Here is a 25370-nt window from a genome sequence, read left to right on the forward strand (position 1 = left end):
CAGGTCGCTCAGTTCACGAGCACCTGCGCCTCTCCGATGGAGATCTCGACAGCACGGGTCAGGCCGTTCAGTCGGATCGTTCCGGTCTGCCCGGCGCCGGCCCAGGTGATGACCCAGTCCGAGGTGGCCGTGACGGTGTACTTGTCGCCGGGCTTGCCGGCGCTCGACTTCTGATATGTGTGGCCACACGTCGGTGACGACTCGTCGTCGTACTCGGCCTTGTAGGGCGTTCCGGGCCCGTTGCAGGTGACCGTGGTGCCGTCGCCCATGTCCCACGTGACGCGATGGAGACGAGCGGTCGCGGTAACCGTGATTCCGCCGGCGGATGCCGAGGCGCTCATGGGCCCGACCGTGTGACTGTCGGGGTTTGCTGCCCACATCCAGACGGGCATGCCGACGATGCCGATGCTGCCGGGTCCGGGCTTCGGGGCGATGCCGATGTTGATCGCCGACAGGTTCATCTGGTCGATTGCGAGAGTCGCGACCTCACGCGGGCTGGGTCCTGCGCCTGAGTTCGGCGGAGGGTCGGCGGACCAGATGTAGATGTCGATGTCGGTCTGCGGTTGGTAGCACCTATACACGGCGCCATCGCCCGGCTCGTGTCCTTGCCACGCTGGATCGCCCGCAGGCGGCTGTGGATCGACCAACTGGATGTAGCAGTTGTAGCTGTTGGACCAGTAGCCGTACTCGCTCGAACACGGCACCGGCCCCGGCGGCGGCTTGTGGATGTTCTGAGCCGTCCCGTCCCAGTAGCAGGCCTGCCCGGACCCTGTGTCCTTCGGCCCGTCGTCTCCCGGATCGCCCGGCTGGCCGGGACTCCCGGGAACCTCGATCCAGATCAGGCAGACGCCAGTTTCCGGGTCAGTGACCTGGCAGACCGTGTCGGCGGCTGCTGGCGACCCAACGCTGAGGAGGAAGCTCGCGACGGCGAGCGGCAGGAGGACGGCATCGGTGATCAGGCGTCGCATGGCGTTCGCTCGATGTCCTGGCTGGCGGCAACACGCCACGCACCATCGGGATCGGAGTCCCACTGATAGTTCGCGACCGAGTAGCGGATCCATCCCGTGTCCGGTCGTTCCGGAGCTACGACGGACTTGCCGTCCGCGTCGAGTACGTCGACGCCGCTGACGTCGAAGCACACATCGATCTGCACGGTCGGGACCTTGCCGGCCTGCGGATCCGAGTTGTCGAGGTTGACCGACTGGACCTGAAGCTCGACCACCTTCGTCTCGCCGGTCTGGTGCAGGCCTTGCTTGCGCTCCCGCTTGAAGAGTGTCTGCTGCGTCGTCAGCTCGGTGCTGATCGCCACTGACTTCAGCCTCGACAGCGGCTGGGTCGGGTCACGCCGGAGCTGGTTCCGGATCGCGTAGTAGTCGTTCACCGTCGCAGTCGCTGCCGCTGTCGCGGACTCCGAGGGGGACGTGGGCGTCGCGCTGCTGGAGGAAGGGCTCGACGCCGGCGGATTGGAACGCGGGTCGGTCGGATCGCCATCGTCATCCGCACACGACGTCCCTGCGACCAGCAGCAGTACCGCGGTCGCGAGTGAGAGTGCTCCTCGTGAGTTCGTCATGGCCGAGTCCCTGCGAAACTCCCCGAGATTCCCCCGAGGAAGTTCAAACGGCGTCCGGCCAGCGGTCCGACGCGAACGCCGATCAGTCCTATTGAGTCACGACAAATGGTCCCTGCGCAACCGTTGCTCATCCGAGGCTCCTTTCCAAGTCGAGTGCCCGTCACCCTGCAGGTGTCGAAGGCCGCCCGTCCTGCAGCCACGCCGACCTCGATTTCGTCCTACACCTCTTGCAGAACGAGGCCCGGCCGGCTCCGCCGTCAACTGTGGACGAACACCCGCTGCTGGCGGGTTGTGGACCTGAACCGACACCTCCTGGTCGAGGAGGTGAGGCGCGGTGACTGTCTCCCTGCGCGTGATGTCAGCCGGCTCCGGCTACCAGTACCTGCTCAGGAGCGTGGCCGCCGGTGACGGCAACAGGCAGCTCTCAACGCCTCTCACGAGGTACTACACCGAGGCGGGTACGCCGCCCGGCCGCTGGCTCGGGTCGGGACTCCACGCGCTCGGCAATGGGGAGATCCGCCACGGCGATGTCGTGGGCGAGCAGCAGCTCGCGTTGCTTCTGGGTACGGGCAGCGATCCGGTGACTGGCCAGCCGCTCGGACGCGCGTTTCCAGTGCACGACGCGAAGGCCGATGAGTACGGCTCCAATGCTCGGCTCTCCGCCCGCAGGGCCGTCGCCGGGTACGACCTGACGTTCAGCGTCCCGAAGTCGGTGTCGGCTCTCTGGGGCGTGGCAGATGAGGGCACCCAAGCCTTGATCGTCGAGGCTCATCACCGCGCGGTGGCCGACGTCATGGATCTTGTCGAGCGCGAGGTCGCCGCCACCCGTCGAGGCGTCAGCGCGGGCAGCGGCGCCGTCGCCCAAGCCGACGTGGTCGGTGTGATCGCGACCGCCTTCGACCACTGGGACTCACGTCTCGGCGACCCGCAGCTCCACACTCACGTCGTCGTCTCGAACAAGGTCCGGACGACCGAGGACGGGCGGTGGCGCAGCCTGGACGGGCGCCCCCTCCACGCGTCGGTCGTCGCCCTGTCGGAGCATTACAACGCTGTGCTGGCTGACCGGCTCACACGCGCATTCGGAGTCGAGTGGGAACAGCGAACCCGCGGCGACAACCGGTCGTCCTCCTGGGAACTGGTGCCTGTGCCGGACGAACTGGTCCACGAGTTCTCCTCCCGATCACGCGGCATCGAACTGGAGACTGACCGCCTCGTCGAGGCGTACGTCCGCGAGCACGGAGGGCGCCCGTCCTCCGCCGCCATCATCCGGTTCAGAGCCATGGCGACTCTGTCGACGCGGCCCGAGAAGACCATCCGATCCCTGGCGGATCTCACGGAGGAGTGGCGAGGACGGGCGGGTCAGATCCTTGGGACGGGCGCCCCCCAATGGGCGCGCCGGGTCACAGGACCGACGGGCGCCCGTCCTCATCCCGCAGGGCTACTGCGCGCCGATGACATCCCGCAGGAGGCAGTCGACGAGGTCGCCGTGGCAGTCGTCGGATCCGTCAGCGAGAAACGGTCGACCTGGCGTCACTGGAACCTCTGGGCTGAGGCCTCACGCCAGACGATGGGATGGAGATTCCAGAGCGCCGACGACCGCGAGCATGTCGTCGGGCTGATCGTCGCCGAGGCCAAGGACCGGTCGGTCATGCTGACCCCACCCGATCTCGCGCCGGTTCCGGAGATGTTCCGCCGCACGGACGGCACCTCGCGATTCCGGCCGCACCACTCGACCACGTACTCGTCGGCGGATCTGCTGGCCGCCGAGGACAGGCTCCTCGAACTGAGCCGCTTCACGGACGCGCCCTTTGTCGGCGCCGATCGAGTCGCCCGAGCCGCTCCCACGGAGGACGGTCAACACCCTCTCAGCGAGAGCCAGGCCGACGCTCTCGCGAAGGTCAGCACCTCTGGGCGTCAACTCGACTTACTCGTTGGCCCGGCCGGTGCGGGGAAGACCACGGCCATGCACGCTCTCCAACGGGCCTGGCGCGCCGAGCACGGGCGCGACAGCGTCCTCGGTCTCGCGCCGAGCGCGGTGGCAGCCCAGGTCCTGGCTGAAGACCTCGGCATCGAATGCGAGAACACCGCCAAGTGGCTACATGAGTACGACCGCGGGCGAGTCGGATTGCACGCCGGCCAACTCGTGATCATCGACGAGGCGACCCTCGCCGGCACCCTGACGCTTGACCGGATCAGCCGAACCGCGGCCGAGGCTGGCGCCAAGGTGCTGCTGGTCGGCGACTGGGCCCAACTCCAGTCGGTCGACGCCGGCGGTGCCTTCTCGCTGCTCGTCAGCGAACGGCCGGATGTCGCCGAACTGACCGACGTGCATCGGTTCGTCAGCGAGTGGGAGCGCGAGGCGTCGCTCGATCTCCGCTTCGGACGCAGCGAGGTCATCGGCGTGTACGCCGAACATGACCGTCTGAAGGAAGGAACGACGGATGAGATGACGGACGCCGCGTACGCCGCCTGGCGCGCCGACACCAGGTCCGGCCGATCCAGCGTGCTCGTCACGGAGGCAGCGCGGTCCGTCCTCGAGCTCAACAAGCGGGCCCGGGCCGAGCGGATCCTCGACGGCGACACTCGGGCCAGCACCGAGGTCCGGCTCGTCGACGGAAGCCACGCCTCGGAAGGCGACCTCATCATCACCCGACGCAATGACCGGCGGCTCAAGCCGCTGCGAGGCGGCTGGGTCCGAAATGGCGACCGGTGGCAGATTCTGAGTGTCGGTAGGGACGGCTCCGCCGAGGTGCGCAGGGTCTCCGGCACCGGACACGGCACCGTCAGGCTGCCAGCGTCGTACGTCGCCGAACACGTCGACCTCGGGTACGCCGTCACCGCTCATCGCGCCCAGGGCATAACGGTCGATACCTCACATGTCGTCGTCGCCGGCAACACCACTCGCGAGAACCTCTACGTCTCGATGACCCGGGGGCGCGAGTGCAACACCGCGTACGTCGCGCTCGACCAACCGGACGACAGCCACGCCGCTCCCGAGCCCGACGAGGTGACTGCCCGAACGGTTATCTACGGCGTCCTCCAACACTCGGGTGTTGAGTTGTCCGCCCATCAAACGATCCGTACTGAGCAGGATGCCTGGAGCTCGATCGCCCAGTTGGCCGCTGAGTACGAAACCATCGCGGCCGCCGCTCAACGAGACCGTTGGGTCGAACTGCTCGATCGCTCGGGACTCACGCGCCAACAGGTTGACGACGTCGTCCAGTCGGACTCCTTCGGTCCACTGACGGCCGAGCTTCGACGAGCCGAGGCGAACCACTACGACCTCGACCTCGTCCTGCCGTCGGTTGTCGGGAGGCGGGGCTTCGGTGATGCCGTCGACGTCGGCGCCGTCCTCATGAGTCGCATCAGCCACGAGACCGGGCGTGCCCGTCGCGGGAAGCGCAGCGCCGAGCCCAACCTCATCGCCGGGCTGGTCCCGGCGACCGACGGTCCGATGGCGAGGGACATGGCGGACGCGCTGCGAGAGCGAGCTCACCTCATCGAGGATCGAGCACTTGCGCTCGCCGCATCTGCGGTCGAAACCGATGCAGGATGGCTCAAGCGGCTCGGCGCGGCACCCGAGGACGACGCTGAGCGGCGGCGGTGGATGCGTGAGGTCGCGACTGTCGCCGCTTACCGCGACCGCTACGGGATCTCTGCTCGAAGGGCGCTCGGCGAAGAACCCGCGACGATGGCCCAACGCCGTGACGCCGGTCGAGCTGAACAAGCCATTCGCCGGGCACGGTCCACCTCGAAGGCTGAGGCCGCCAAGATCGATCACAACAGGGTGCTCCGACGCGCCGCTTCGATCGCGTAGGTCCACAGGTCGGCGTTGGTCGCGGTTATCCACCACTCCGCCCACAGCCAGTCCCGGCCGCGTCGGGCAGTACCACGTTCGGTCACACGAACCGAAGGGAGAACCCAATGCTTGCCCTGCTTTGGAACATCAGCGCCGCCATCCGCGGTTACCTGCGCTTCTACATGCCGACCAACCGCGCCCTCGACTGGTTACGTACCCCGCGTGGCCTCAAATGGGCGATCCCAATCGCGGTCGTCGGGACGCCGTTGTACCTGTACGCGATGAGCATCGCTGCGGTCATTTCAGCATCGCCGGGATTCGGCTGGATGAACGTTCTCGTCATCATCTTCCTGTGGAACGCCCTCAAGTTCGCATGGGTCGCAGTCCTTGCGCCGCTGGCCATCTTGAGGCCGATGCTGGGGCGAGGGACGGCAGCCACTTCGTAGGCTCATTGCGTGAGGCGACCGTTGACGGCGTGGGGGATCGATCCAGCGATGCAACGCCCGGTCAGTCCGGCAGCAAGCGCCGATCGCTGACTACGTGCCCCGGCCCAGTCGCTGCCTTCTTCGGCTAGGAGCGGCGGGTATCGCCTCGTTCTCCCAAGGATGTCGGCTCTCCTTACTAGGGTGGTCGAACCGGTCGCTCGTCGCGGCAGGGTCGAGAGATCGAGTAGCGCAGTCGCCCGTCGCGCAGGCTGCTCAACGAGAGCATGGAGTAGTAGTGGCGTTGAAGATGTGGAACCGGAACGCTTCGTTCCTCTGGAGCCCTAAGTCCCTGAGCAGGGGAGTCGTCTGATGGCTCGTCTCACACTCGCCAAACTTGAGCGCCATCTCTTCGGCGCTGCTGACGTGCTCCGAGGCTCCATGGAGGCCTCGGCCTACAAGGAATACATCTTCGGCATGCTCTTCCTGAAGTACGCCTCGGACCAGTTCGAGGTGGAGCAGGAGAAGGTCATCGCAGACCAGCTCGCCAAGGGGCGCTCCCAGGCAGAGGCGGAGCAGCGCGCCGAGTCGCCGGCCTTCTACAAGTCGTTCTACGTCCCCAAGAGGGCCCGGTGGGATCAGCTCCGCGACCACCTCCACCAGAGCGTGGGTAGCGGCATCAACAAGGCGCTCGAAGAGCTTGAACACTCGAACAGGTCTCTCGACGGCGTGCTGCAGCACATCGACTTCAACCGCAAGGTCGGCCAGTCGTCGATGTCGGACAAGAAGCTCCGCGAACTCATCATGCACTTCAACAGGGAGCCGCTTCGTCAGAAGGACTTCGAGTTCCCGGACCTGCTCGGTGCCGCCTACGAGTACCTGATCCGGGACTTCGCCGACTCCGCGGGGAAGAAGGGCGGGGAGTTCTACACACCTCGTGACGTCGTGCGACTGCTCGTCCAGATCGCTCAGCCCTCTGAGGGCATGAGCGTTTACGACCCGTGCTCCGGCTCCGGCGGCATGCTCATCCTCTCCAAGGAGTTCATCGAGGAGAACGGCGGCGATGGTCAGAACCTGCACCTTGCCGGCCAGGAGAAGGACGGCAGCGTCTGGGCCATCTCGAAGATGAACATGCTCCTGCACGGCATCGCCGACGCCGATCTACGCAACAACGATGAGGGCACGCTCGAGGATCCCGCGCATGTCGTCAACGGAGAACTTCAACGCTTCGACCGCGTCATCACCAACCCGCCGTTCTCTATGAACTACGTCAAGGACGGCATCCCGTTCCCCGAACGCTTCCGGTACGGCTACACGCCTGAGAAGGGCAAGAAGGCCGATCTGATGTTCGTCCAGCACATGTTGGGGGTGACGAGACCAGACGGCGTCGTCACGACGGTCATGCCGCACGGTGTGCTGTTCCGAGCTGGCGACGAGGGCAAGATCCGCACGGGTCTCCTTGATGCTGATGCGATCGAAGCGGTTATCGGGCTTGGCCCACAGCTGTTCTATGGCACGGGTATCCCTGCTTGCGTCCTGGTTCTGCGTCCATCGGGTTCGAAGCCGGACGACCGCGCAGGCAAGGTCCTGTTTATCAACGCCGATCGTGACTATCGGGAGGGCCGTGCTCAGAACTATCTCGAGCCCGACCACATTGAGAAGATCGTCTCCGCCTTTCGGCGGTACACGGATATCCCGAACTTCGCGCGCGTTGTCACCCGCGCTGAACTCAGAGAGAACGACGACACCCTCAACATCCGTCGGTATGTCGACACCACGCCACCTCCGGAGCCCCAGGATGTGAGGGCTCACATGCACGGCGGCATCCCAACGGTTGAAGTCGAAGCGAAGGCGGAGCTCTTCAGCGCTCACGGATTGGATCCTGCTCGGCTGTTGGTCCCAAGGGACGGTTCCTACTTGGACTTCGCTAGCAGCGTGGCGAAACGCAGTGACATCAAGGCGCTGATTGAGGTGGACACAGGTGTGTCCGCAGCCGAATCAGCCGTGATCAGTTCGATCGGCCAGTGGTGGGCGGCCGAGGAACCCCGCTTCGACAAATTGCAGTCGGTGGGCGATCTCGTTGACCTCCACCGGGAATTCATGGGCACCTTCCACACAGCCTTGGAAGCAACGAAGCTGCTTGACCGCTTCGCGATCAGTGGGGTCGTCGCATCTTGGTGGGGCAAGAGCCTCCCGGATCTAAAGGCCCTTGCGTCGATCGGGTACAAAGGCCTCGTAGAGGCTTGGGTGGCGACAGTTCTCGATGCCTTGGACGAAGAGAAGTCAAAGATCGACCCACTGGACCACAAAATTGCCCGGGCCTTGATCCCCGACTACTTGCAAGCTCTGGCCGACCTTCAAGCGGAGGCAACTGAACTCGCCTCAACCATCAAGACGGCGACGTCGACGGACGATGACGAGGATGAGGCAGAGGCGGATGAGGCTTCGCTGTCGCCCACCGAGATCAAGGCTCTCAAGACGAGATTGGGCGCTGTGAGGCGCAAGCTCAAGATCGAGAAGCAGGCGTTTGCAACCCAACTGGTCAAAGCGGGTGAGGCACTCGACAGTCAGTCCGCTCGAGAGGTCGTCCTCACTGCCTTGAAGCATGACCTGTTTGGGGAAGCGGAGGACAGAATCACCCGCCACCGTCGTCAGGTGATCTCTGTTGTTGAGACGTGGTGGAACAAGTACCAGGTGCCGCTCTCAAGTCTTGACGCAGAACGCGAGAAGGCCAGAGAAGTCTTAGAAGCGCTGATGAAGGACATCGGGTATGTCTGACACAACACTTGAGTGGCCAGACCGCACCCTGGAGTCACTAGCGACTTATCTCAACGGGTACGCATTCAAGCCTCGCCATTGGGGGGACGAGGGTTTGCCTATCGTGCGGATCCGCGAGCTCCTCGATGAAGATGTTGAACCCGACCGCTACGCGGGGAACGAAGCTGCTGCGTTCAAGATCGATGACGGTGACCTGATCTTCTCTTGGAGCGCCACCCTGGCCGCGCTGATCTGGACGCGGGGTCCGGCCCTCCTCAACCAGCACCTCTTCAAAGTCAGTCCGGCCGCCGACGTCGACCGCGACTTCTTGAATCACCTGCTGAACTTCCACCTCGAGGCACTGGCTGCGCGGTCACATGGAACAACCATGAAGCACATCACTAGGGGCGACCTGGCGAGCCATTCCGTACGGCTGCCGCAACGAAACGAGCAAGTGAGGATCGCCAAAGTCCTGAACACGTTGGACGAGCAGATCCGTGCGGCCGAATCGATCACGGAAAAACTGGTCACGATTGAGGGCGCTGTGCTCAATGACCTGCTCCGTGGCATTCCGGAAGGCTCGGACCGCCGACTCGGGGATCTGCTCCTGACCCCGCCCAAGAATGGATACTCGCCGGTAGCGGCGTCGGAGCAAACGGGGGCGTACATGCTCGGCTTGGGGTGCCTTACCAGGCGGGGGTTCGTTCCTAGGCAGCTCAAACACGCGCCTAGGAGAGATACCCGACTGCAACCCTTCTTGCTCCGGGATGGCGATGTGCTCATGTCGCGATCGAACACTCGAGAGCTTGTAGGGCAGGTCGGAATCTTTCGTGACGTAGGGGCGCCCTGCTACTACCCCGACCTCATGATGAGACTAGTTCCGTCCGAATCGATCGGCGCTGAATACCTCGCGATCGTGCTCAACAGCGCAAGTGTCAGGCGCCAGATCATGAATGTCGCGAGCGGGACATCCGGGAGCATGGTGAAGGTCTCGAGGTCGATTGTCGAAGCGTTGACTCTTCCTGTCCCCGCACCCGTGGATCAGGATCGGATCGTCGCGGCCGTTGTTGGCTTGAGGAGTGCACTCGACCTGGAACTGGAACAACTCCAGAAGACCAGGTTGCTCAAGGTCGGCCTAATGCGCGATCTGCTCACTGGTCTCGTTCGCGTTCCGTCAGGAGCGAGTTCATGAGCGATGGCCCCGAGTTCACAGAGGTGGAAAGGCCGCTTCTAGATCAGCTGGCCGGCCTCGATTGGGAGATCATCGAAGGATCCAAGTCGGATCCGACCATCACTGAACGCGAGTCATTCCGCGAGTCGATCTTGGAGGACCGGCTGCGAGCAGCCCTCGCCAAGATCAATCCCGGACCTGATGGCATGCCCTGGCTCGACGACGCCCGCTTGTCCGAGGCCGTCTCCGCATTGAAGCGCGTCGACGTGGGTCGCCTCATCGAGATCAACGAAGTCATCACTGAGCGCCTGCTGGAGGGTGTGTCCGTGTCCGGCTCGCCGGATTGGGATCAAGGGCGCAGCCAGCGCATCAAATTCATCGACTTCGACTGCCCCGAGAACAACGACTTCCTTGCGATCAACCAGTTCCGTATGGATGAGCCGGGTGGTCAGGCCAAGAAGTACGTCGCGCCAGACGTCGTGCTCTTCGTCAACGGCATCCCTCTGGTCGTGATCGAGTGCAAGAGCCCGTACATCACCGACCCGATGGCTGAGGGCATCAAGCAGCTGCGCCGCTACGCCAACCAGCGTGGGATGGGCATGCCCGAGGGCAACGAGCAGTTGTTCTGGACAAACCAGTTCGTCGTCTCGACGTATGGAGACCGTGCTCGTGTCGGCACCTTCACTTCTGGCGCCGAACACTTCCTTGAGTGGCGTGACCCCGCGCCCATGTCTCTTGACGACCTCGCCGGTCACCTCGGCAAGCCTGCCGCGACGTTGACTGGCCAAGAACGTCTCGTCGCAGGCATGTTTGCTCCGTCGAACCTGCTCGACATCGTCCGCCACTTCACGCTGTTCGCCGAGGGTGGCGGTAAGCGGTACAAGATCGTTGCTCGCTACCAGCAGTACCGCGCTGTGGGTCGAGCACTGAACCGCATGCGTGCAGGCAAGACCCGGGCGCTCGACGGAGAGCACGATCGACGCGGTGGCCTGATCTGGCACACCCAGGGATCGGGCAAGTCGCTCACGATGGTGTTCCTGGTTCGAGCCATGCGCTCCGATCCAGTTCTGCGTGCCTTCAAGGTCGTCATCGTCACCGACCGCACCGATCTGGAGAAGCAGCTCGCCGAGACAGCCAAGCTCTCGGGCGAGGTCATTCAGCGCGCAAGGAAAGCCGCCAAACTCCGATCCCTACTCTCTGAGAAGGGCCCAGCACTCGTCTTCGCCATGATCCAGAAGTATCGCGACACTGACGAGATCAAGGCGGGTGTGGGCGGTCAGACACTCGCCGGAGACGACTCCACCGAGACACTCGGAGTGCTCAACACAGACGAGGCCATCGTGATCATGGTCGACGAGGCCCACCGCTCACAGACGTCGACGCTGCATGCCAATCTGATGGCAGCGCTCCCGAACGCCGCAAAGATCGGTTTCACGGGAACGCCGATCATGAGCGAGGGCAAGAAGAAGACGACCGCGATCTTCGGCTCGTACATCGATGAGTACACGATTCGCGACGCTGAGGCTGACGGCGCCGTGGTTCCGATCTTCTACGAGGGGCGTACTGCCAAGGGAGCCGTGGCCGGCGGCACCGACCTCGACGAGCTGTTCGAGGACATGTTCGTTGAGCACACGCCAGAGGAACTGGAGAAGCTGAAGGCGCGCTATGCCACCACGGGGGCCGTGCTCGACGCACCCAAGCTCATAGCAGCCAAAGCGCGCTCGATGATCTGGCACTACGTGACGACTGTGCTTCCAGGTGGGTTCAAGGCACAGGTGGCTGCGAACGGCCGTCTGGCCACGATCCGCTACCGAGAGGCACTTCTTGCAGCCCGGGATGACCTCGTTGCCGAGATCGAGGGCCTGCCCCAGAACGTCGTCTCGGGCGCAGCTGACGGCACCCTGAACATCGACGGTCTTGATAGACGCACTCAGGGTCTTGTCCGCGCACTGCCCCAACTCGACCTGATTCGAATCCTGGACTTTGTGCCCGTCATCTCGGGTGACCACAACGACGACCCGACCTGGGCGCAGTGGACGGACAAGGCCCGCCAAGACACAGTCATCGCTGACTTCAAGAAGCCCCTCGGTCCGGCAGGGGACAATTCGAGCCCGGTCGCGTTCCTGCTCGTTCGCACGATGCTGTTGACCGGCTTCGACGCACCGATCGAGCAGGTGCTCTACCTCGATCGCTTCATCCAAGATGCCGAGCTGTTGCAAGCGATCGCTCGCGTGAATCGAACTGCTCCAGGCAAGCACGCGGGTCTCCTGGTCGACTACTACGGAGTCGGAGCCCATCTACAGAAGGCGCTCAAGGCGTACGCCCCCGAGGATGCTGCGGACACAACGGGAGCGCTCGCCTCGATCAAGGACGAGGTTCCCAAACTCACGGATCGGCATGCTCGGACCGTGGCTGTATTTGCTCAGGCGGGTATCGACACCTTCGATACAGCCGAGGACATCGAAGCCTGTGTTGACGTGTTGGCCGATGAGGCTCTGAGGTCGCGTTTCGGCGTTCTGCTGAAGCAGTTCCTCAACACGCTGGACACCGTCCTGCCACGGCCCGAGGGCTTGCCATTCGTTCGGGATGCAAAGCGGCTGGGCATCATCCAGAAGGTGGCCCGGCGTCGGTATCGCGACGACGGGCTCGGCGACTTCGACCCGTCGCTGTATGGCGAGAAGGTGCGGGCACTCATCGACGAGCACGTCACCGCGCTGGACATCGCCACCAAGATCCCACCGGTGTCGATAACTGACCCTGACTTCCTTGCGAAGGTGAAGGGACTCACCTCGGACAAGGCCAAGGCTTCTGAGATGGAGCACGCCTTGCGGTTCCACATCCGCAAGAACTTCGACGAGGATCCGGCTCACTTCACAAAGCTGTCAGAGCGTCTCGACGAGATCCTCAAGACCCTGACTGGCAAGTGGGAGCAACTGAGCCTGGCGCTTGAAGAACTTCTCGATGACGCCAAGGAGGGCCCCACGGGCGCGGTGCACGACGACCCATTGATCGCTCGGTTCTACGGGGTTCTGGAGGCCGAGTTCGCGACAGGCTCCGACCTGCCGAGCGAGGTTCGCGTCGACATTGTCCGTCTTGCCGAGGACATCGTCATCGACGTTGTGCACTACGCGCGCATCGTCCGCTTCTGGCACAACGCACACGCCCAGGACGGGCTCCGTCGCTCATTGATCCATACCCTCGATGATTGCGACCTCTTCCCGTTCGAGGAGCAAGCGGCCGTGGCCGACCGATTGATGGAACTGGCCAAGGCGAACCAACCGCTCATCGCTCAGCGCCATGGAGCGGGAGGGCCGGCATGAATACCGCGCTCGTCCTCGAACTCGACGGTATGACGGTTCCCGTGGACACGGACGATTCGACTCGGAAGGCGCGACTGACCATCGAGGCCGACGGATCGCTGCGCCTCCGGGCGGCCGGCGACGTCGCTACGGATGAGCTGCAGCACTTTCTCGCCTCGAAGCGTGACTGGGTCTATCGGAAGTTGTCGGAGAAGGAACTCCTGCGACACGAACCAGTGACCAAGGAGCTTGTTGACGGAGAAGGCTTCCTGTACCTCGGCCGCAGCTATCGACTTCGAGTCGTCGATGACTCTGGAACCGTTCGTTTGGAACGCGGGAGGCTCCTGATGCCCCGCACGGATGTTGAGTCCGGTGAAGCCGCCATCATCGATTGGTACCGCACCCGCGGCCTTCAGTGGTTGCGGCCACGAGTCGCCGACTGGGCTCAGCGACTACGAGTCGAGCCAACTGAACTTGAGGTGGCTGACTTGGGGCACAAGTGGGGGAGCGCGACCGCCGGCCGACGCATCCGTGTTCATTGGGCAACCCTTCAACTAAGGCCCTCACTGGTCGAGTACGTGTTGGCTCATGAACTGGCCCATCTCAGAGAGCCGCACCATGGGCCGTTGTTCTGGCAACTGCTTGGGCGGGTTCTTCCGGACTTCGAGGATCGCAAGAACGAGCTCGCTCGAGTCGGAGCTGGGCTCTGGATTGGAGGACCCTCATGAGCCTGGGCTGCCCAAGACTTGACCGTCGGGCTGATGTTAGAGCAGGCGGAACTGTTCGCCTCGGGGACGGGAATGGCATGAGTTTGCTGACTGCCGACGCTGGAGCTCGCCGTGGATCGTGATCGCGGGGCGCACTTCCACCGGGCGGACTTCCAGGTTCACACGCCGAGGGATGGGCAGTGGAAGGGAAAGAAGCCAGTCTCTGATGACGACCGCGCGGCCTATGCGCAGTCGTTCGTCGCTGCCTGCCGCCGGATCGGGCTGAACGCGGTCGCGATCACCGACCACCACGACCTCGTGTTTGCTCCGTTCATCCGACGGGCTGCCGCAGAGGAACTGGACGAACACGGCGAGCACTACTCGCCCGCCCAGCGTCTGACGGTGTTCCCTGGTGTGGAACTCACATTGGCTCTCGCCCGACAGGCGCTCCTCATACTCGACGCCGACTTCCCAGATGATCGGCTGCCGTCGGTCCTCCAGGCTCTCGCGATTACCCCGCACGATCCGACCGCAGCAACCCTCCCCGACGTGAAGCCGCTGGATCACATCACCTCTCTGGCAGACCTGCACAAGAAGCTCGACGAGCACGATTGGCTGAAGGGCCGTTACATCGTCTTGCCTAACGCCAGCGACAGCGGCCACAAGACGATCATGCGCAAGGGCATGCAGGCTGAGTACAAGGACATGCCCTGCGTGGGCGGCTACCTGGACGGCTCAGTCGACAAGATCGGGACGGGCAACCAGCGTATTTTCGCCGGTGTGGATGCCTCGTGGGGAAACAAGCCGCTCGCCATTTTCCAGACGTCCGATGCCCGATCCGAGGACTTCGCAAGCCTGGGTGCACCTTCGACTTGGGTTAAGTGGGCCGAGCCGACCGGCGAAGCGCTTCGGCAGGCATGCCTGGGACATCAATCCCGCATCGCGCATGTCGTCCCTCAGATTCCGACCGTCTTCATTTCACGGATCACCGTTTCCAACAGCAAGTTCCTTGGGCCCGTCGATGTCGTTTTCAACTCGCAGTACAACGCCATCATCGGTGGCCGAGGGACCGGTAAGTCAACGATCCTCGACTACGTCCGATGGGGACTGTGCGACCAAGCGGCGCAGGCGGGCGACGAGGAGTTGGCGAACCCGACGGTTCGGCGCGAACGGCTGATCGAGAACACCCTCAAGCCTGTTGGCGGCCAGGTCGAGGTCTTCTTCACCATCAACGAGATCCCCCATGTGGTGCGTCGTGACGCGGCCACGGGTGAGATCCAGTTGAAGGTCGGAGAGGAAGACTTCGCAAAGGTTCGAGAAGAGCACGTCCGATCGCTTCTGCCGGTCCACGCCTACAGTCAGAAGCAGTTGAGCAGCGTGGCGCTGCGGATGGATGAGTTAACGCGCTTCGTGACCGCGCCGGTGCAGCGATCGCTTGACAGCATCGACCAGCGGGTCGCGGAGTCGGCCGGCAAGTTGCGCGAGAACTACGCCAAGGTGCAACGGGCTCGCGAGCTGGACTCGTCCGTATCGCGCCAACAGTTGACCGAGCGATCACTTGCAGAGCAGGCAGCCAACCTGCGTGGAGCCCTCACCGATCTGTCCGAGGAGGATCGCGCCACACTCAGCGCGAAGCCACAGTTTGATTCGGTTCGGGAGTCCCTCGTCTCACAGGAGCGTGAGCTGCAGGACGCCTTCGCACAAGCGAACGCCGTAGTGGAGCGGCTTGGCGTTGTGCAGACCAACCTTGACGTCCCTGCCGATGTCCCTGCTGACATTGCTGATGCGGTTGCCGCCTTGGCCGCCGCTCGACAGCAGTTGATCCAGAACCTCCAGGGCGCCATTTCTGAGGCACTCAACACAGCGGCGTCTGCGCGCACCGAAGGGGCTGCGGAGCACGCCGCAGCAGTCACGATCAGCGAGGCCATCAGTTCGTTTAACGAGCGCTACGAGGAGGTCAAACGTCGCTCGAGTGCACACCAGGCCAAGTTGGATGAACTCGCAGGGGTCGAGGATCGCCGAACCCAGGCCGCCGGGCTGCTGGCTACTCACAAGCGCGATCGCCAGGCGATCGGGGATCCATTCAAGGCGCACACCGAGCTACGTGGCGAGCTGATCGCCCAGTACCGAGAGCGATCCGAACTGCTCAGCGAGGAAACAGCACGGCTGACTGGGCTATCAGAGGGGCTCTTGAGGGCAAGTATCAACCTGGGTCAGGGACTCGCACCCGTTGAAGAGCGATTCCGAGGTTACATTCAAGGATCCGGCGTTCGGGGCGGCAAGATCGACCAGCTGTTCGCCGGCCTTCGTGGAGAGACCGACCCACTCGGTACCTGGGAACTTGTTCTCACGGAGTTGGAGAGTCTTCTCCGGCTGGAAGCGGACGCCGTCCACACCTCAGAAACGACCCCCATTCTCACCCGTCTGGGCTTCCCGCTTGTTGACCAGCAGCGAGCGAGGACTCGCATGACGGCTGACGGGTGGTTGGATCTCGCCCTGACGCCGATTCGAGACGAGCCTCTCTTCGAGTACCAAACCAAGGAGAACGAGTTCATTGCGTTCAGTGCAGCCTCGGCTGGACAACAGGCGACGGCGCTGCTTCGGGTTCTACTGGCGCAGACCGGCGTGCCGCTGATCATCGACCAGCCCGAGGAAGACCTCGACAGTCAGGTCGTGCAGGACGTCGTGACCCGGATCTGGTCTGCCAAACAGAAGCGCCAACTGATCTTCGCGAGCCACAACGCCAACCTGGTGGTGAACGGCGATGCCGAACTTGTCATTGCCTTCGACTACCGCAAACAGGGCGACCAGTCGGGCGGCCGGGTAAAGCTCGAGGGCGCGATCGACGTACCGGCAGTCCGGGACGAGATCACTCGTGTCATGGAGGGCGGGGAAAAGGCGTTCAGGCTCCGTAAGGAGCGCTACGGGTTCTGATCGCTGGCAAGACCGCGTGCAACGCCTGTTCGCCGAAGTTCCGAGCCTGCGTCGGTACCTCGCCCTAGGGTCGATGTATGCCGAAAGTCCAGATCAGCGCTGACCGCTTCAGCAGCCTGCGGCTAACCGAAATCGCTCGCGCCGGCCGGTCTACGGCTGAGGTTGCGATCGTCGTCCTCTTGGTGAGATGTGCGTCTGGCACCGACGCGCGATGCTGTGTTCACGACTGATGTCGGCGGTAGGTGTCAAGATCTGTCATGCAGCATGTTTACAAGTGTTCCGATGGGTTGAGAGGGGAGGTGGGTTCGTGGAGTTCGCCGAGTATCAGACGGTCGTTACCGCGTTCCAAGGGGAGTTCGACACGGCACACGAACTCGTGCCGCTTCTCGGGACGGGTGCGCACGCGGGAGCGATTTTGGACGCTCAGCAGAGATTCTTACGCGACCGAGTATCTGCGCCAGGTCGAACCCGTGCGATCGAGCGAGCCCTGGGTCGCCTGGTGCGTTGGTGTGCGGTAGTCGCGAATCAGAATGGCTTGGAACTTAACCTGATCGCGCACGCCAACCTACGCAAGGTCGATCGGCGGCATCGAGAGCTGGGACTCTCCGGAATCACCGCACTGGTCCCAGATATGGGCACTGCACTCACGTTCTCGACCTACAGTCGGCTCGCGGCGGAGACGGACCAGGACATTGGAGTGGGCTCTGATCCGCTCGAGTTGAGCGTGCCGTTGCTAGGTATGGCAGGCGAGGTCGGAAGCCTGTTTCTCGAGCAGAAGAAGCGTTACCGAGGTGACAGCGAGCGCGAAGACTGGCCGGCCTTCATCGCCGAAGAACTGGGCGACCTCCTTTGGTATGTCTCGGCGGTATGCCGGCATCTGGGATCGGACCTCGACGTCGTGATGCAGAGCGACGCGGACCGGCTGCAGGGCATGGAGTTCGCGGGCGCTACCAAGAGATTTCTGACCTTCGACGAGGACGCCCCGCTTGACGAACGGTTCCCTCGGCAACTTCAACTCCGCTTTGTTGAAAGCCAAGAGAGCGGCGAACCAGTCGTGACGATGATCCTTCGAGACGCCGTCCCGAATGCCTTTCCCGACGGCGCGATCCCACTGCCGAACGACAAATGGAAGGGCTACACCGCAGGGGAACGACTGGGCGACCCGGTCAACGACAACTCCCACTCCAGCGACGCCTACCGCTATCACGACGCCATCCACCTCGGGTTCCTTGCCGTGCTCCAGTGGTCACCCAACCTGCGCAGCCTCCTGAAGGTGAAACGAAAGTTCGACCCGAAGATCGACGATGCCGAGGACGGTGCCCGCGCGATCTTTGCAGAGGAAGGGCTGGCTGCGATCCTGGCCAAGCAGGCCTTCGTCAACGACAACTACCTCGATGTGCGGAAGGTCCCCGAAGAACTACTGGAACTCATCGCCAGCGTGACCGACGACCTAGAAGTGTCTGTGCTTCCGTTGTGGCTCTGGGCCGAGGCGATCTGTCAGGGCTTCGCGGTGCTGGGAGCGCTCGCCCGAAATCGTGGCGGGTTCGTGTTGGCGGACTTGGACGCCGGCCACCTGAAATACTCCAAGACCCCTTTCACTATGCGGGATGGTGCTGATGAGTAAGTCGGATCCTGACGTCCGACCGCCGAACCCTCCGTGGCAGCCTCTAGTCGACAAGGGCGGGGGCTACCTGTCGGTCTATCTGAACGACCCTCTCGCGCGCTGGCCGGTGCGCGAGATCACCAAGCCAGCCGACAACAAGAGCGACCCCAACATCGAGACAGGCAGCTACGGCCTGTTCTCCACCTGCGAGCCATCGATGCGCAAGGCGATCGTGGCTCGCGGTGCGAGTTCCATTTTCTTCATGACAACACGTGAAGGGGTGCGCTGGCTGACCGGTTACTACCACATCGGGTGGTACGCACCTGGAGTGCGCGGGGCTAGCCGCGGGGACTATGCGCTAGCAGCCGACGTCATCAGATTCGTCGATCCCATCGACCCCCGAACTCTCTCGCAACCGGCGAAGGCGGCGCTTCTCGTGAAGTTCCGCACCCAGAAGCCGATCGATGCTCAGATCGTCAATCAGCTGCGTAACGAGATCGATGGTCGGGACTCGCGAACCGACGAATACATCGGTGAAGTTGCACGGCTCGAGCAGTTCTCGCGCGAGCACTCAGAGTTCGCGTATCCCTCGTGGGGCCGCGAGGCCGGGTTTAACTGGTCAGACGCCGCCACCTATCTGCCCCTGGATGATGCAACCCCGGCGGTCGATACTCCCAACAGCAGCCCCACCGGACGCTGGCGCTGCGGCAGTTGCGATCGGATCGTCGAAAACAAGGCATTGTTGAAGAGGTGCCCGGCCTGCGGTGAAACCGGAACACTCACACCCGAACTCGGCGGTGAGGGCTGATGCGTCGGGTCTTCCTGTCCTATCAGCACCGCGATCAGATGCGAGCCAAGGGCTTCAACCTGATGTCCTACAACAAGAACCTCAAACTGGATTTCTCGGTTCGCCACCTGGTGGACCCGGTCAAGAGCTCGGACCAACAGTACATCTCGCGAAAGATCAAGGAGCAGCTCAAGTACACCAGCGCAACGGTGGTCCTCATTGGAAAGGACACAGCCAAGAGCGATTGGGTGGCGCGCGAGATCGAGTGGAGCCGTGAGAAGGGCAACGCGATCGTCGGGATCCAGATTGACCCAGGTGCTGAAGTTCCGGCGGGCCTGCTCGAAGCAGGCGCTGAGATCCTTGATTGGAACAAGCCCGCCGACGTCGCCCAGTTCGGCCCAGCGGTTGAGCGCGCCGTCAAAGGGACAACAAGAGGTCAGAACATGCCTCGAAACTCGATCAGCCACTGCTCGCGTTGAGCACGCCGTTCCGAGCGCACCACATGACGTGCTCGCGGGAAATGGCCTCTTCGGCCTCGCTGACCACTCGCGGCCAGGACTCTTCATCTGCGCGACTGGCCAGTGAACTCGCCATCCCCAGTTCCTGGCAGGTCAGCGCGTAAGCGCTCGCGTTGATGGTGTGCTGCCGCAGCTGCGACTCGGCCACCAAGGCCGCGCCGAGCGCTGCGAATACGCCGAGGAGGTCAATCGAGATCACCATCTGCGCGCGGAGCACGCCGAGGACGAGACCGACAATCGAGCTCGCGACGGCGCCGCCAATGAGTTGCTTCGCGCGCTTTCGATGGAAAGTGGCCTTGCCTGCGTACCAACCACGTTGATCCTCGATACGTCCCAGGACATACGCGTCCCGCCGTTCCTCAAACGTGGAAGCGCGGAGTTCGCGCATTCGGGCTGTGATCTGCTCACCGGTTGCTGCCTGAGTATCGACCTGGCTGAGTTCGCGGACGATTTGGCGCAGGCGGTCGATGAAGGTTTGGTCGACGTCCGCGGCGTCGATCGGGAACGGGTCGGCGCCCGTTGCGTAACTCCACGTGAGCGACTTCACCGACTCGGCGGCAGCGCGGCCCTGGTACCAGGCCTCGGCGGGGCGGCGAAAAGCAAGCAGCAGCGCTAGGGCGCTTGAAGTCAGGAACGCGACCACCGAAACCCACCCCATGGCGTCCTGCGAACCGACCTTCCAAGTGACAGCACCTGCCAGGGCGCCGATGGTCAGCATCACCAGATACCACCGCGTCTGCAGGAACGTGTTGTCCCGGCCCGTGGTCGACGTTGTGCTGGCGAACGTGTATAGGGACGGGTAGTCACTGTCTGCCATCACAGGTGGCTCCGGGTCAGGAGTAACCGCATCATTCCGTCCGAACATGATCGAGATGGTATCGGCCACAGTTGGGAGTCCAGGGCAGCGTCGACGGCCGTCGCATCGGACCCGCGGATCACGGGTCCCGGTTCTGGAGCCTCGCACGCCATAGGATCGATACGTGGTGAAGACAGAGCCGACCCCTCGAACCGAGGCGTTCGATCTCTACTGGCGCTTCACGGCTGAACGTCACAATTCATTCGAGAAGCGACTTGCAGGTGAACCTGGGCCCTGGAGTGATGACGAGATCATCCAGACGTACAAGTTCTGCAACGTCTTCAGAGCTGCGGACCGGGTATCTCAGTACCTGATTCGCGAGGTCGCTTACCACGCCGAGCCTTGCTCGTTTCACGACCGCGTGTTCCAGATCGTGGCGTTTCGAACGTTCAGCAAGATCGAGACCTGGGAGTCGATCCGGTTGCTACTTGGCCGCCACCCGACCCTGGAAGACCTGGCCGATGGATCCTTCGCCCGTGCCCTAGACGAAGCACGTGCGACTAACGGCGGCCTATACACCGGCGCATTCATCTTGTGTGCCACGGACGCCTACGGGCAGCGCCTTAAGCACCGCAACCACGTCGAACTCTTTCGGCACATGTTCCTGACTGGATCCCTCGATGACGATGTCCTGCAAGCATGCTCGCTTGAAGAGGTCTTCCTGCTTCTTCGTAGGTTCCCGCTCATGGGTGACTTCATGTCCTACCAGGTCGCTGTCGATCTCAACTACTCAGAACTCATCAACTTTAGTGAGAACGACTTCACCCGGCCCGGACCTGGAGCGCTGCGTGGCATCAAAAAGTGCTTTGTGTCGCTGGGCGACTACACGCCAACGGAGATCATCCACTGGATGGTCGAACGCCAGGTCATCGAATTTGACCGTCTTGGCCTTGCGTTCAACGGGCTGTGGGGTAGGCCCCTGCACGCGATCGACGCGCAGAACCTTTTCTGTGAGACAGATAAGTACTGCCGAGTCGCGCTGCCCGAGCTGACGAGTGCGCGCACACGCATCAAGTCGCGATTCAATCCCCGATCGGATCCGATCTCGATGTTCTTCCCACCCAAATGGCAGCTCGCAGCCTCTGCCACTGAATTAGCAATGGTCTAACGCCGAACAGGACCTAAGGCGTTGAGGGGCTGGCGACCAATGTCGGGCTAGTCAGCCTTATCTGACCTTGCCTCCTCATGAGGGGTCGCCGGTGACCCGGCACCCGGTCCCGTGGCGGTGGGGGAGACGCCGCTACGACGGCGCCATGACCAACCTCCTGACCGCCGCCCTGCCGGCCACCGCCATAGTTGCGCCCACCCCCGACCTCGACCTGCTGCCCGCCGGACTCACCGACCTCGACACCGCCCGCATCAGCTCGGCCATCGCGGCCGCCCGCACCGAGTCCACCCGCCGCCTCTACGCCCTGGTCTGGGCGCAATGGGAACGCTGGTGCGCCGCGCGCGGGATCGGTGCACTGCCCGCTGACCCGCTCGCGCTGTGCGCCTACCTCACCGAGCGCGCCGAAGCCGGCAAGGCCACCGGCACCCTCGACATGGCCTGCACCGTCATCCGGCACGTCCACCGCACCTGCGGCATCACCGACCCGGTCGACTCCGAGGCCGTCCGCCAGGTACGGCGCGGGCTGCGCCGCACCCACGGTGCCGCACCACGCCGACTCGCTCGGCCGCTCTCGGTGCAGGAGATCCGCCAGATCGTCGGCTGCATCGACCGCAGCACACCCATCGGCATTCGCGACGCCGCGATCATCCTGCTCGGTTTCGCCTCCGCGATGCGCCGCGCCGAGCTCGTCGCACTCCACCTCGCCGACGTCGAGCACAAGCCCGCCGGCCTGCTGCTCACCATCCGCCAGTCCAAGACCGACCAAGAAGGACACGGCCAGAGCGTCGCCGTCGCCCACGGCCAACACGCCCTCACCGACCCAGTCGCCGCCCTCAACGCCTGGCGAGCCGTACGCGGCGACGCCCCCGGCGCCCTGTTCACCCGGATCTGGGCCACCAAGGTCAGCCTGGAACCGCTCTCGGGTCACGTGCCCGCCCGCATGCTCCGCGCCCGAGCCGTTGCCGCCGGCCTCGACGGCACCCGGATCACCGCCCACTCCCTGCGCGCCGGACACGCCACCACTGCGGCGCTGGCCGGAGTCCCACTGCACCGGATCGCCGCCCAGACCCGGCACAAGGACCTCACCGTCCTCGTCAACCGCTACATCCGCCCACTCGAAGCCCTCGCGCACACCTCTAGCAAGCATCTCGGCCTGTGAAGCCCCACGGGATCCGGCCGCGCCAGACGACCACCGGCTCGTCCGCCGAGAGCCACCCACTTGACGTCAGACCGCCACCCTCGGATAACATCGCCGCATGACGATGAAAGCGACGGGCGCCGAGACCGACGTCCTCGACGAGAGCGCGGCCATGACAGCAGCAGCCTGCCTGTTCCACGGGTTCTCCGACCCGTCCCGGCTGACGATCGTGCGCCACCTCGCCCTCGGCGAGCACCGCGTGGTGGACCTGACCGATCACCTGGGCCTCGCGCAGTCCACTGTCTCCAAGCACCTCGCCTGCCTCAAGGACTGCGGGCTGGTCACCTCCCGACCGGAGGGGCGGGCCTCGATGTGGTCGCTGAACCACACCGACACCGTCCTGGAACTGCTCTCGGCCGCCGAGCGGTTGCTCGCCGCGACCGGTGATGCCGTGACCCTGTGCCCGAACTTCGGTGCGGCCACCTTGGAGGGCAGTTCGTGAGCGCCCACGTGCACACCCATCAGGACCTGGACGTGACCGAGACGGCGCAGTTGGGGCGACGGGCGCAACTGCTCGCCGCCGCCTCGGTGGGCTACAACGTCATCGAGGCGATCATCGCGATCACCGCCGGCATCGTCGCCGGGTCCGTCGCCCTCGTGGGCTTTGGCCTGGACTCGGTGGTCGAGGTCTCCAGCGGGCTCATCATCTTGTGGCAGTTCCGTCACAAGCTCCCCGAGTCCCGCGAACAGCAGGCACTGCGGCTGATGGCGTTCTCGTTCTTCGCGCTCGCCGCCTACGTGACGTTCGAATCAGTCCGAGCCCTGACGAGCGGTCACGACCCGGATCCCTCTCCGGTCGGCATCGGGCTCGCAGCCGCCTCGTTGGTGATCATGCCGTTCCTGTCCTGGGCGCAGCGCCGCACCGGCAAGGCCCTGGGGTCCAACGCTGTCGTCGCCGACTCCACCCAGACGTTGCTGTGCACCTACCTGTCCGCCGTGCTGCTCGTCGGCCTGGTCCTCAACGCGACACTCGGCTGGTCCTGGGCTGACCCGATCGCCGGGCTGGTCATCGCCGCCGTCGCGGTCAAGGAAGGACTCGAGGCCTGGCGCGGCGAGGGCTGCTGCGCGCCCACCGGCACGAGCACCCCCGACGCCGCCGCCGCCGCCGACGCCGACGCCGAAGCCGCCGCCGGCGCCGATGCCGATGCCGGCTGCGGCGATGGCTGCTGCACCCCTGCCCCGGACGGCCCGGTGCTCATGTCCCTCGGCGAGCTCAAGAAGGACAGTCGCTGATGGGCGCAGGGCACGGACACGCCCACGCTGCGCCCGCCGGACATGCCGGTGGTCGCTACCGGACCCGACTGGCTGCGGCGTTCGCGCTTGTTGCCGGGTTCTTCGTCGTCGAGCTTGTCACCGGGATCGCGTCGGGCTCTCTCGCGCTTATCTCCGATGCCGGGCACATGGCCGCCGACGTAGTTGCCCTCGGTGCGGCCCTGGTCGCCACCAAGATCGCCACCCGACCCGACTCCACCGGACGCCGCACCTACGGCTCCTATCGTGCCGAGGTGTTCGCCTCTGGCCTCACCGTCCTGATCATGCTGGGCGTCGCCGCCTACGTCGTGATCGAAGCGATCAGCCGGATCAGCGGCGAACCCGACGTCGCCTCGACCCCGATGCTTGTGGTCGGTGCCCTCGGCCTGGCGATCAACATCGCCTGCATGCTTCTGCTGCGGGCCGGATCCCAGGAGTCCCTCAACGTCAAGGGCGCCTACTTCGAGGTCGTCGCCGACGCCGCGGGCAGCGTCGGTGTGATCATCGCCGGTGTGCTGGTCACCCTGACCGGCAACGGACTGGGGGACACCCTGGTCGCTCTCGCCATCGGCATCTTCGTCGCCGTCCGCGCCGTCGTGCTCGGCCGCCAGGTCCTCGCCGTACTCGGCCAGCACATCCCCGAAGGCATGACGCTCGCAGAGGTCGTCGATGACCTGGAGTCGGTTCCGGGCGTCAGCGACATCCACGACCTGCACATCTGGACCCTCACTTCGGGGATGAACGTCGCCACGGCCCACCTCGTCGTCGGCGACGGCGCCGCCGCCCAGGAGGTGCTTGCCGCGGCGCATCGTGTCCTCGCTGAGCGCCATCACATCGAGCACGCCACCCTCCAGGTCGAGGAAACGCCCACCAATCGATGCCACGAGGTGAACTGGTGACCGAGCCGCCAACGACGTCTCGCCGTCGCCCGGTCCCGCCCGTCGCAGTCCTCGGCGCGGCCGCAGCCGCCCAACACCTGCTCTCACGCAAACACCGACACATCGGGGCGGCCCGAGGGCTCGCGGGCGGTGCTCTGGCACTGGCCGCAGGCGGGTTCATCGCCGGATCGGTCCGCGAGTTCCGGCGCGCCCAGACCACCGTCAACCCCGTCGCACCCGACAAGGCAACATCCCTCGTAACCGGCGGCCCTCACCAAAGGTCGCGGAATCCGATGTACGTCGGGATGGCTGGACTGCTCCTGGCACATGCGGTGACCCGGGGAAACTGGGTCGCAGGCTTGCCGGTCCTCGGGTTCGTCGCGGTCATCGACCGCGTCCAGATACCCGCCGAAGAAGCAGCCATGGCCGAGCTCTTCGGTCACGACTACGCCGAGTATGCCGCCCGAGCACCCCGATGGCTCAGCTTCTGATCTCCATCCTCCGCTCGCACG

General features: G+C 64.2%; 19 protein-coding genes. 16 read left to right on the plus strand and 3 right to left on the minus strand.

Annotated elements, in window-relative coordinates:
• Nucleotides 1-8 precede the first annotated feature (8 nt).
• Nucleotides 9-968, minus strand: a complete 960-nt coding sequence (locus G7071_RS09805; RefSeq protein WP_166318020.1) for a hypothetical protein — start codon at nucleotides 966-968, stop codon at nucleotides 9-11.
• Nucleotides 956-1381, minus strand: coding sequence for a hypothetical protein (locus G7071_RS09810; RefSeq protein ID WP_166318023.1), 426 nt, complete (start codon nucleotides 1379-1381; stop codon nucleotides 956-958). Before G7071_RS09810 ends, G7071_RS09805 begins: the two co-directional genes overlap by 13 nt.
• 523 nt (nucleotides 1382-1904) lie before the next feature.
• Between G7071_RS09810 and mobF the strand changes: the two genes are divergently transcribed.
• The 10 genes from mobF to G7071_RS09860 all read left to right on the plus strand — a co-directional run bounded on the left by mobF (nucleotide 1905) and on the right by G7071_RS09860 (nucleotide 19528).
• Nucleotides 1905-5387: a MobF family relaxase gene (mobF, locus tag G7071_RS09815; RefSeq protein WP_206062755.1), complete on the plus strand. Its 3483-nt coding sequence runs from the start codon at nucleotides 1905-1907 to the stop codon at nucleotides 5385-5387.
• 107 nt (nucleotides 5388-5494) lie between these two features.
• Nucleotides 5495-5815 carry a sulfate permease gene (locus G7071_RS09820; RefSeq protein WP_166318026.1) on the plus strand — a complete coding sequence of 107 codons (321 nt, stop codon included), beginning with the start codon at nucleotides 5495-5497 and terminating at the stop codon, nucleotides 5813-5815.
• Between the two features lie 348 nt (nucleotides 5816-6163).
• Nucleotides 6164-8569: a type I restriction-modification system subunit M gene (locus tag G7071_RS09825; RefSeq protein ID WP_166318029.1), complete on the plus strand. Its 2406-nt coding sequence runs from the start codon at nucleotides 6164-6166 to the stop codon at nucleotides 8567-8569.
• On the plus strand, nucleotides 8562-9740 hold the full coding sequence (locus G7071_RS09830) for a restriction endonuclease subunit S (RefSeq protein ID WP_166318032.1): 1179 nt from the start codon (nucleotides 8562-8564) through the stop codon (nucleotides 9738-9740). The genes G7071_RS09825 and G7071_RS09830 overlap by 8 nt, the downstream gene beginning before the upstream one ends.
• Entirely contained in the window at nucleotides 9737-13039 is a 3303-nt protein-coding gene (locus tag G7071_RS09835) for a type I restriction endonuclease subunit R (protein ID WP_166318035.1), read from the plus strand. Before G7071_RS09830 ends, G7071_RS09835 begins: the two co-directional genes overlap by 4 nt.
• Nucleotides 13036-13746 carry a YgjP family zinc-dependent metalloprotease gene (locus G7071_RS09840; RefSeq protein ID WP_166318038.1) on the plus strand — a complete coding sequence of 237 codons (711 nt, stop codon included), beginning with the start codon at nucleotides 13036-13038 and terminating at the stop codon, nucleotides 13744-13746. Before G7071_RS09835 ends, G7071_RS09840 begins: the two co-directional genes overlap by 4 nt.
• 111 nt (nucleotides 13747-13857) lie before the next feature.
• Entirely contained in the window at nucleotides 13858-16659 is a 2802-nt protein-coding gene (locus G7071_RS09845) for a TrlF family AAA-like ATPase (protein ID WP_166318041.1), read from the plus strand.
• Between the two features lie 307 nt (nucleotides 16660-16966).
• Nucleotides 16967-18283: a hypothetical protein gene (locus G7071_RS09850; protein WP_166318044.1), complete on the plus strand. Its 1317-nt coding sequence runs from the start codon at nucleotides 16967-16969 to the stop codon at nucleotides 18281-18283.
• On the plus strand, nucleotides 18267-19070 hold the full coding sequence (locus tag G7071_RS09855) for a hypothetical protein (protein WP_166318047.1): 804 nt from the start codon (nucleotides 18267-18269) through the stop codon (nucleotides 19068-19070). The genes G7071_RS09850 and G7071_RS09855 overlap by 17 nt, the downstream gene beginning before the upstream one ends.
• On the plus strand, nucleotides 19070-19528 hold the full coding sequence (locus G7071_RS09860) for a TIR domain-containing protein (RefSeq protein WP_166318050.1): 459 nt from the start codon (nucleotides 19070-19072) through the stop codon (nucleotides 19526-19528). Before G7071_RS09855 ends, G7071_RS09860 begins: the two co-directional genes overlap by 1 nt.
• Here G7071_RS09860 and G7071_RS09865 read toward each other — a convergent pair.
• Nucleotides 19509-20453, minus strand: a complete 945-nt coding sequence (locus G7071_RS09865) for a DUF4231 domain-containing protein (protein ID WP_166318053.1) — start codon at nucleotides 20451-20453, stop codon at nucleotides 19509-19511. The genes G7071_RS09860 and G7071_RS09865 overlap by 20 nt on opposite strands.
• A gap of 94 nt (nucleotides 20454-20547) precedes the next feature.
• Here G7071_RS09865 and G7071_RS09870 point away from each other — a divergent pair, with 94 nt between their 5' ends.
• From G7071_RS09870 to G7071_RS09895, 6 genes are all read left to right on the plus strand, one after another.
• Nucleotides 20548-21531 (plus strand): nucleotide kinase domain-containing protein, encoded by a 984-nt coding sequence (locus G7071_RS09870; protein WP_166318056.1) that lies wholly within the window; start codon nucleotides 20548-20550, stop codon nucleotides 21529-21531.
• Between the two features lie 145 nt (nucleotides 21532-21676).
• Complete coding sequence (locus G7071_RS09875; RefSeq protein ID WP_166318059.1) at nucleotides 21677-22690, plus strand: site-specific integrase; 1014 nt, start codon at nucleotides 21677-21679, stop codon at nucleotides 22688-22690.
• A gap of 97 nt (nucleotides 22691-22787) precedes the next feature.
• The gene (locus G7071_RS09880) at nucleotides 22788-23171 is read left to right on the plus strand and encodes an ArsR/SmtB family transcription factor (protein ID WP_166318062.1); all 384 of its coding nucleotides are present in this window, start codon (nucleotides 22788-22790) and stop codon (nucleotides 23169-23171) included.
• The gene (locus G7071_RS09885) at nucleotides 23168-23962 is read left to right on the plus strand and encodes a cation diffusion facilitator family transporter (protein ID WP_343043482.1); all 795 of its coding nucleotides are present in this window, start codon (nucleotides 23168-23170) and stop codon (nucleotides 23960-23962) included. Before G7071_RS09880 ends, G7071_RS09885 begins: the two co-directional genes overlap by 4 nt.
• The gene (locus G7071_RS09890) at nucleotides 23962-24879 is read left to right on the plus strand and encodes a cation diffusion facilitator family transporter (RefSeq protein ID WP_166318065.1); all 918 of its coding nucleotides are present in this window, start codon (nucleotides 23962-23964) and stop codon (nucleotides 24877-24879) included. The genes G7071_RS09885 and G7071_RS09890 overlap by 1 nt, the downstream gene beginning before the upstream one ends.
• The gene (locus G7071_RS09895) at nucleotides 24876-25349 is read left to right on the plus strand and encodes a methyltransferase family protein (RefSeq protein WP_246209921.1); all 474 of its coding nucleotides are present in this window, start codon (nucleotides 24876-24878) and stop codon (nucleotides 25347-25349) included. Before G7071_RS09890 ends, G7071_RS09895 begins: the two co-directional genes overlap by 4 nt.
• Nucleotides 25350-25370 lie beyond the last annotated feature (21 nt).

It is taken from the genome of Nocardioides piscis (assembly GCF_011300215.1).
In the GTDB taxonomy this organism is placed as follows: domain Bacteria; phylum Actinomycetota; class Actinomycetes; order Propionibacteriales; family Nocardioidaceae; genus Nocardioides; species Nocardioides piscis.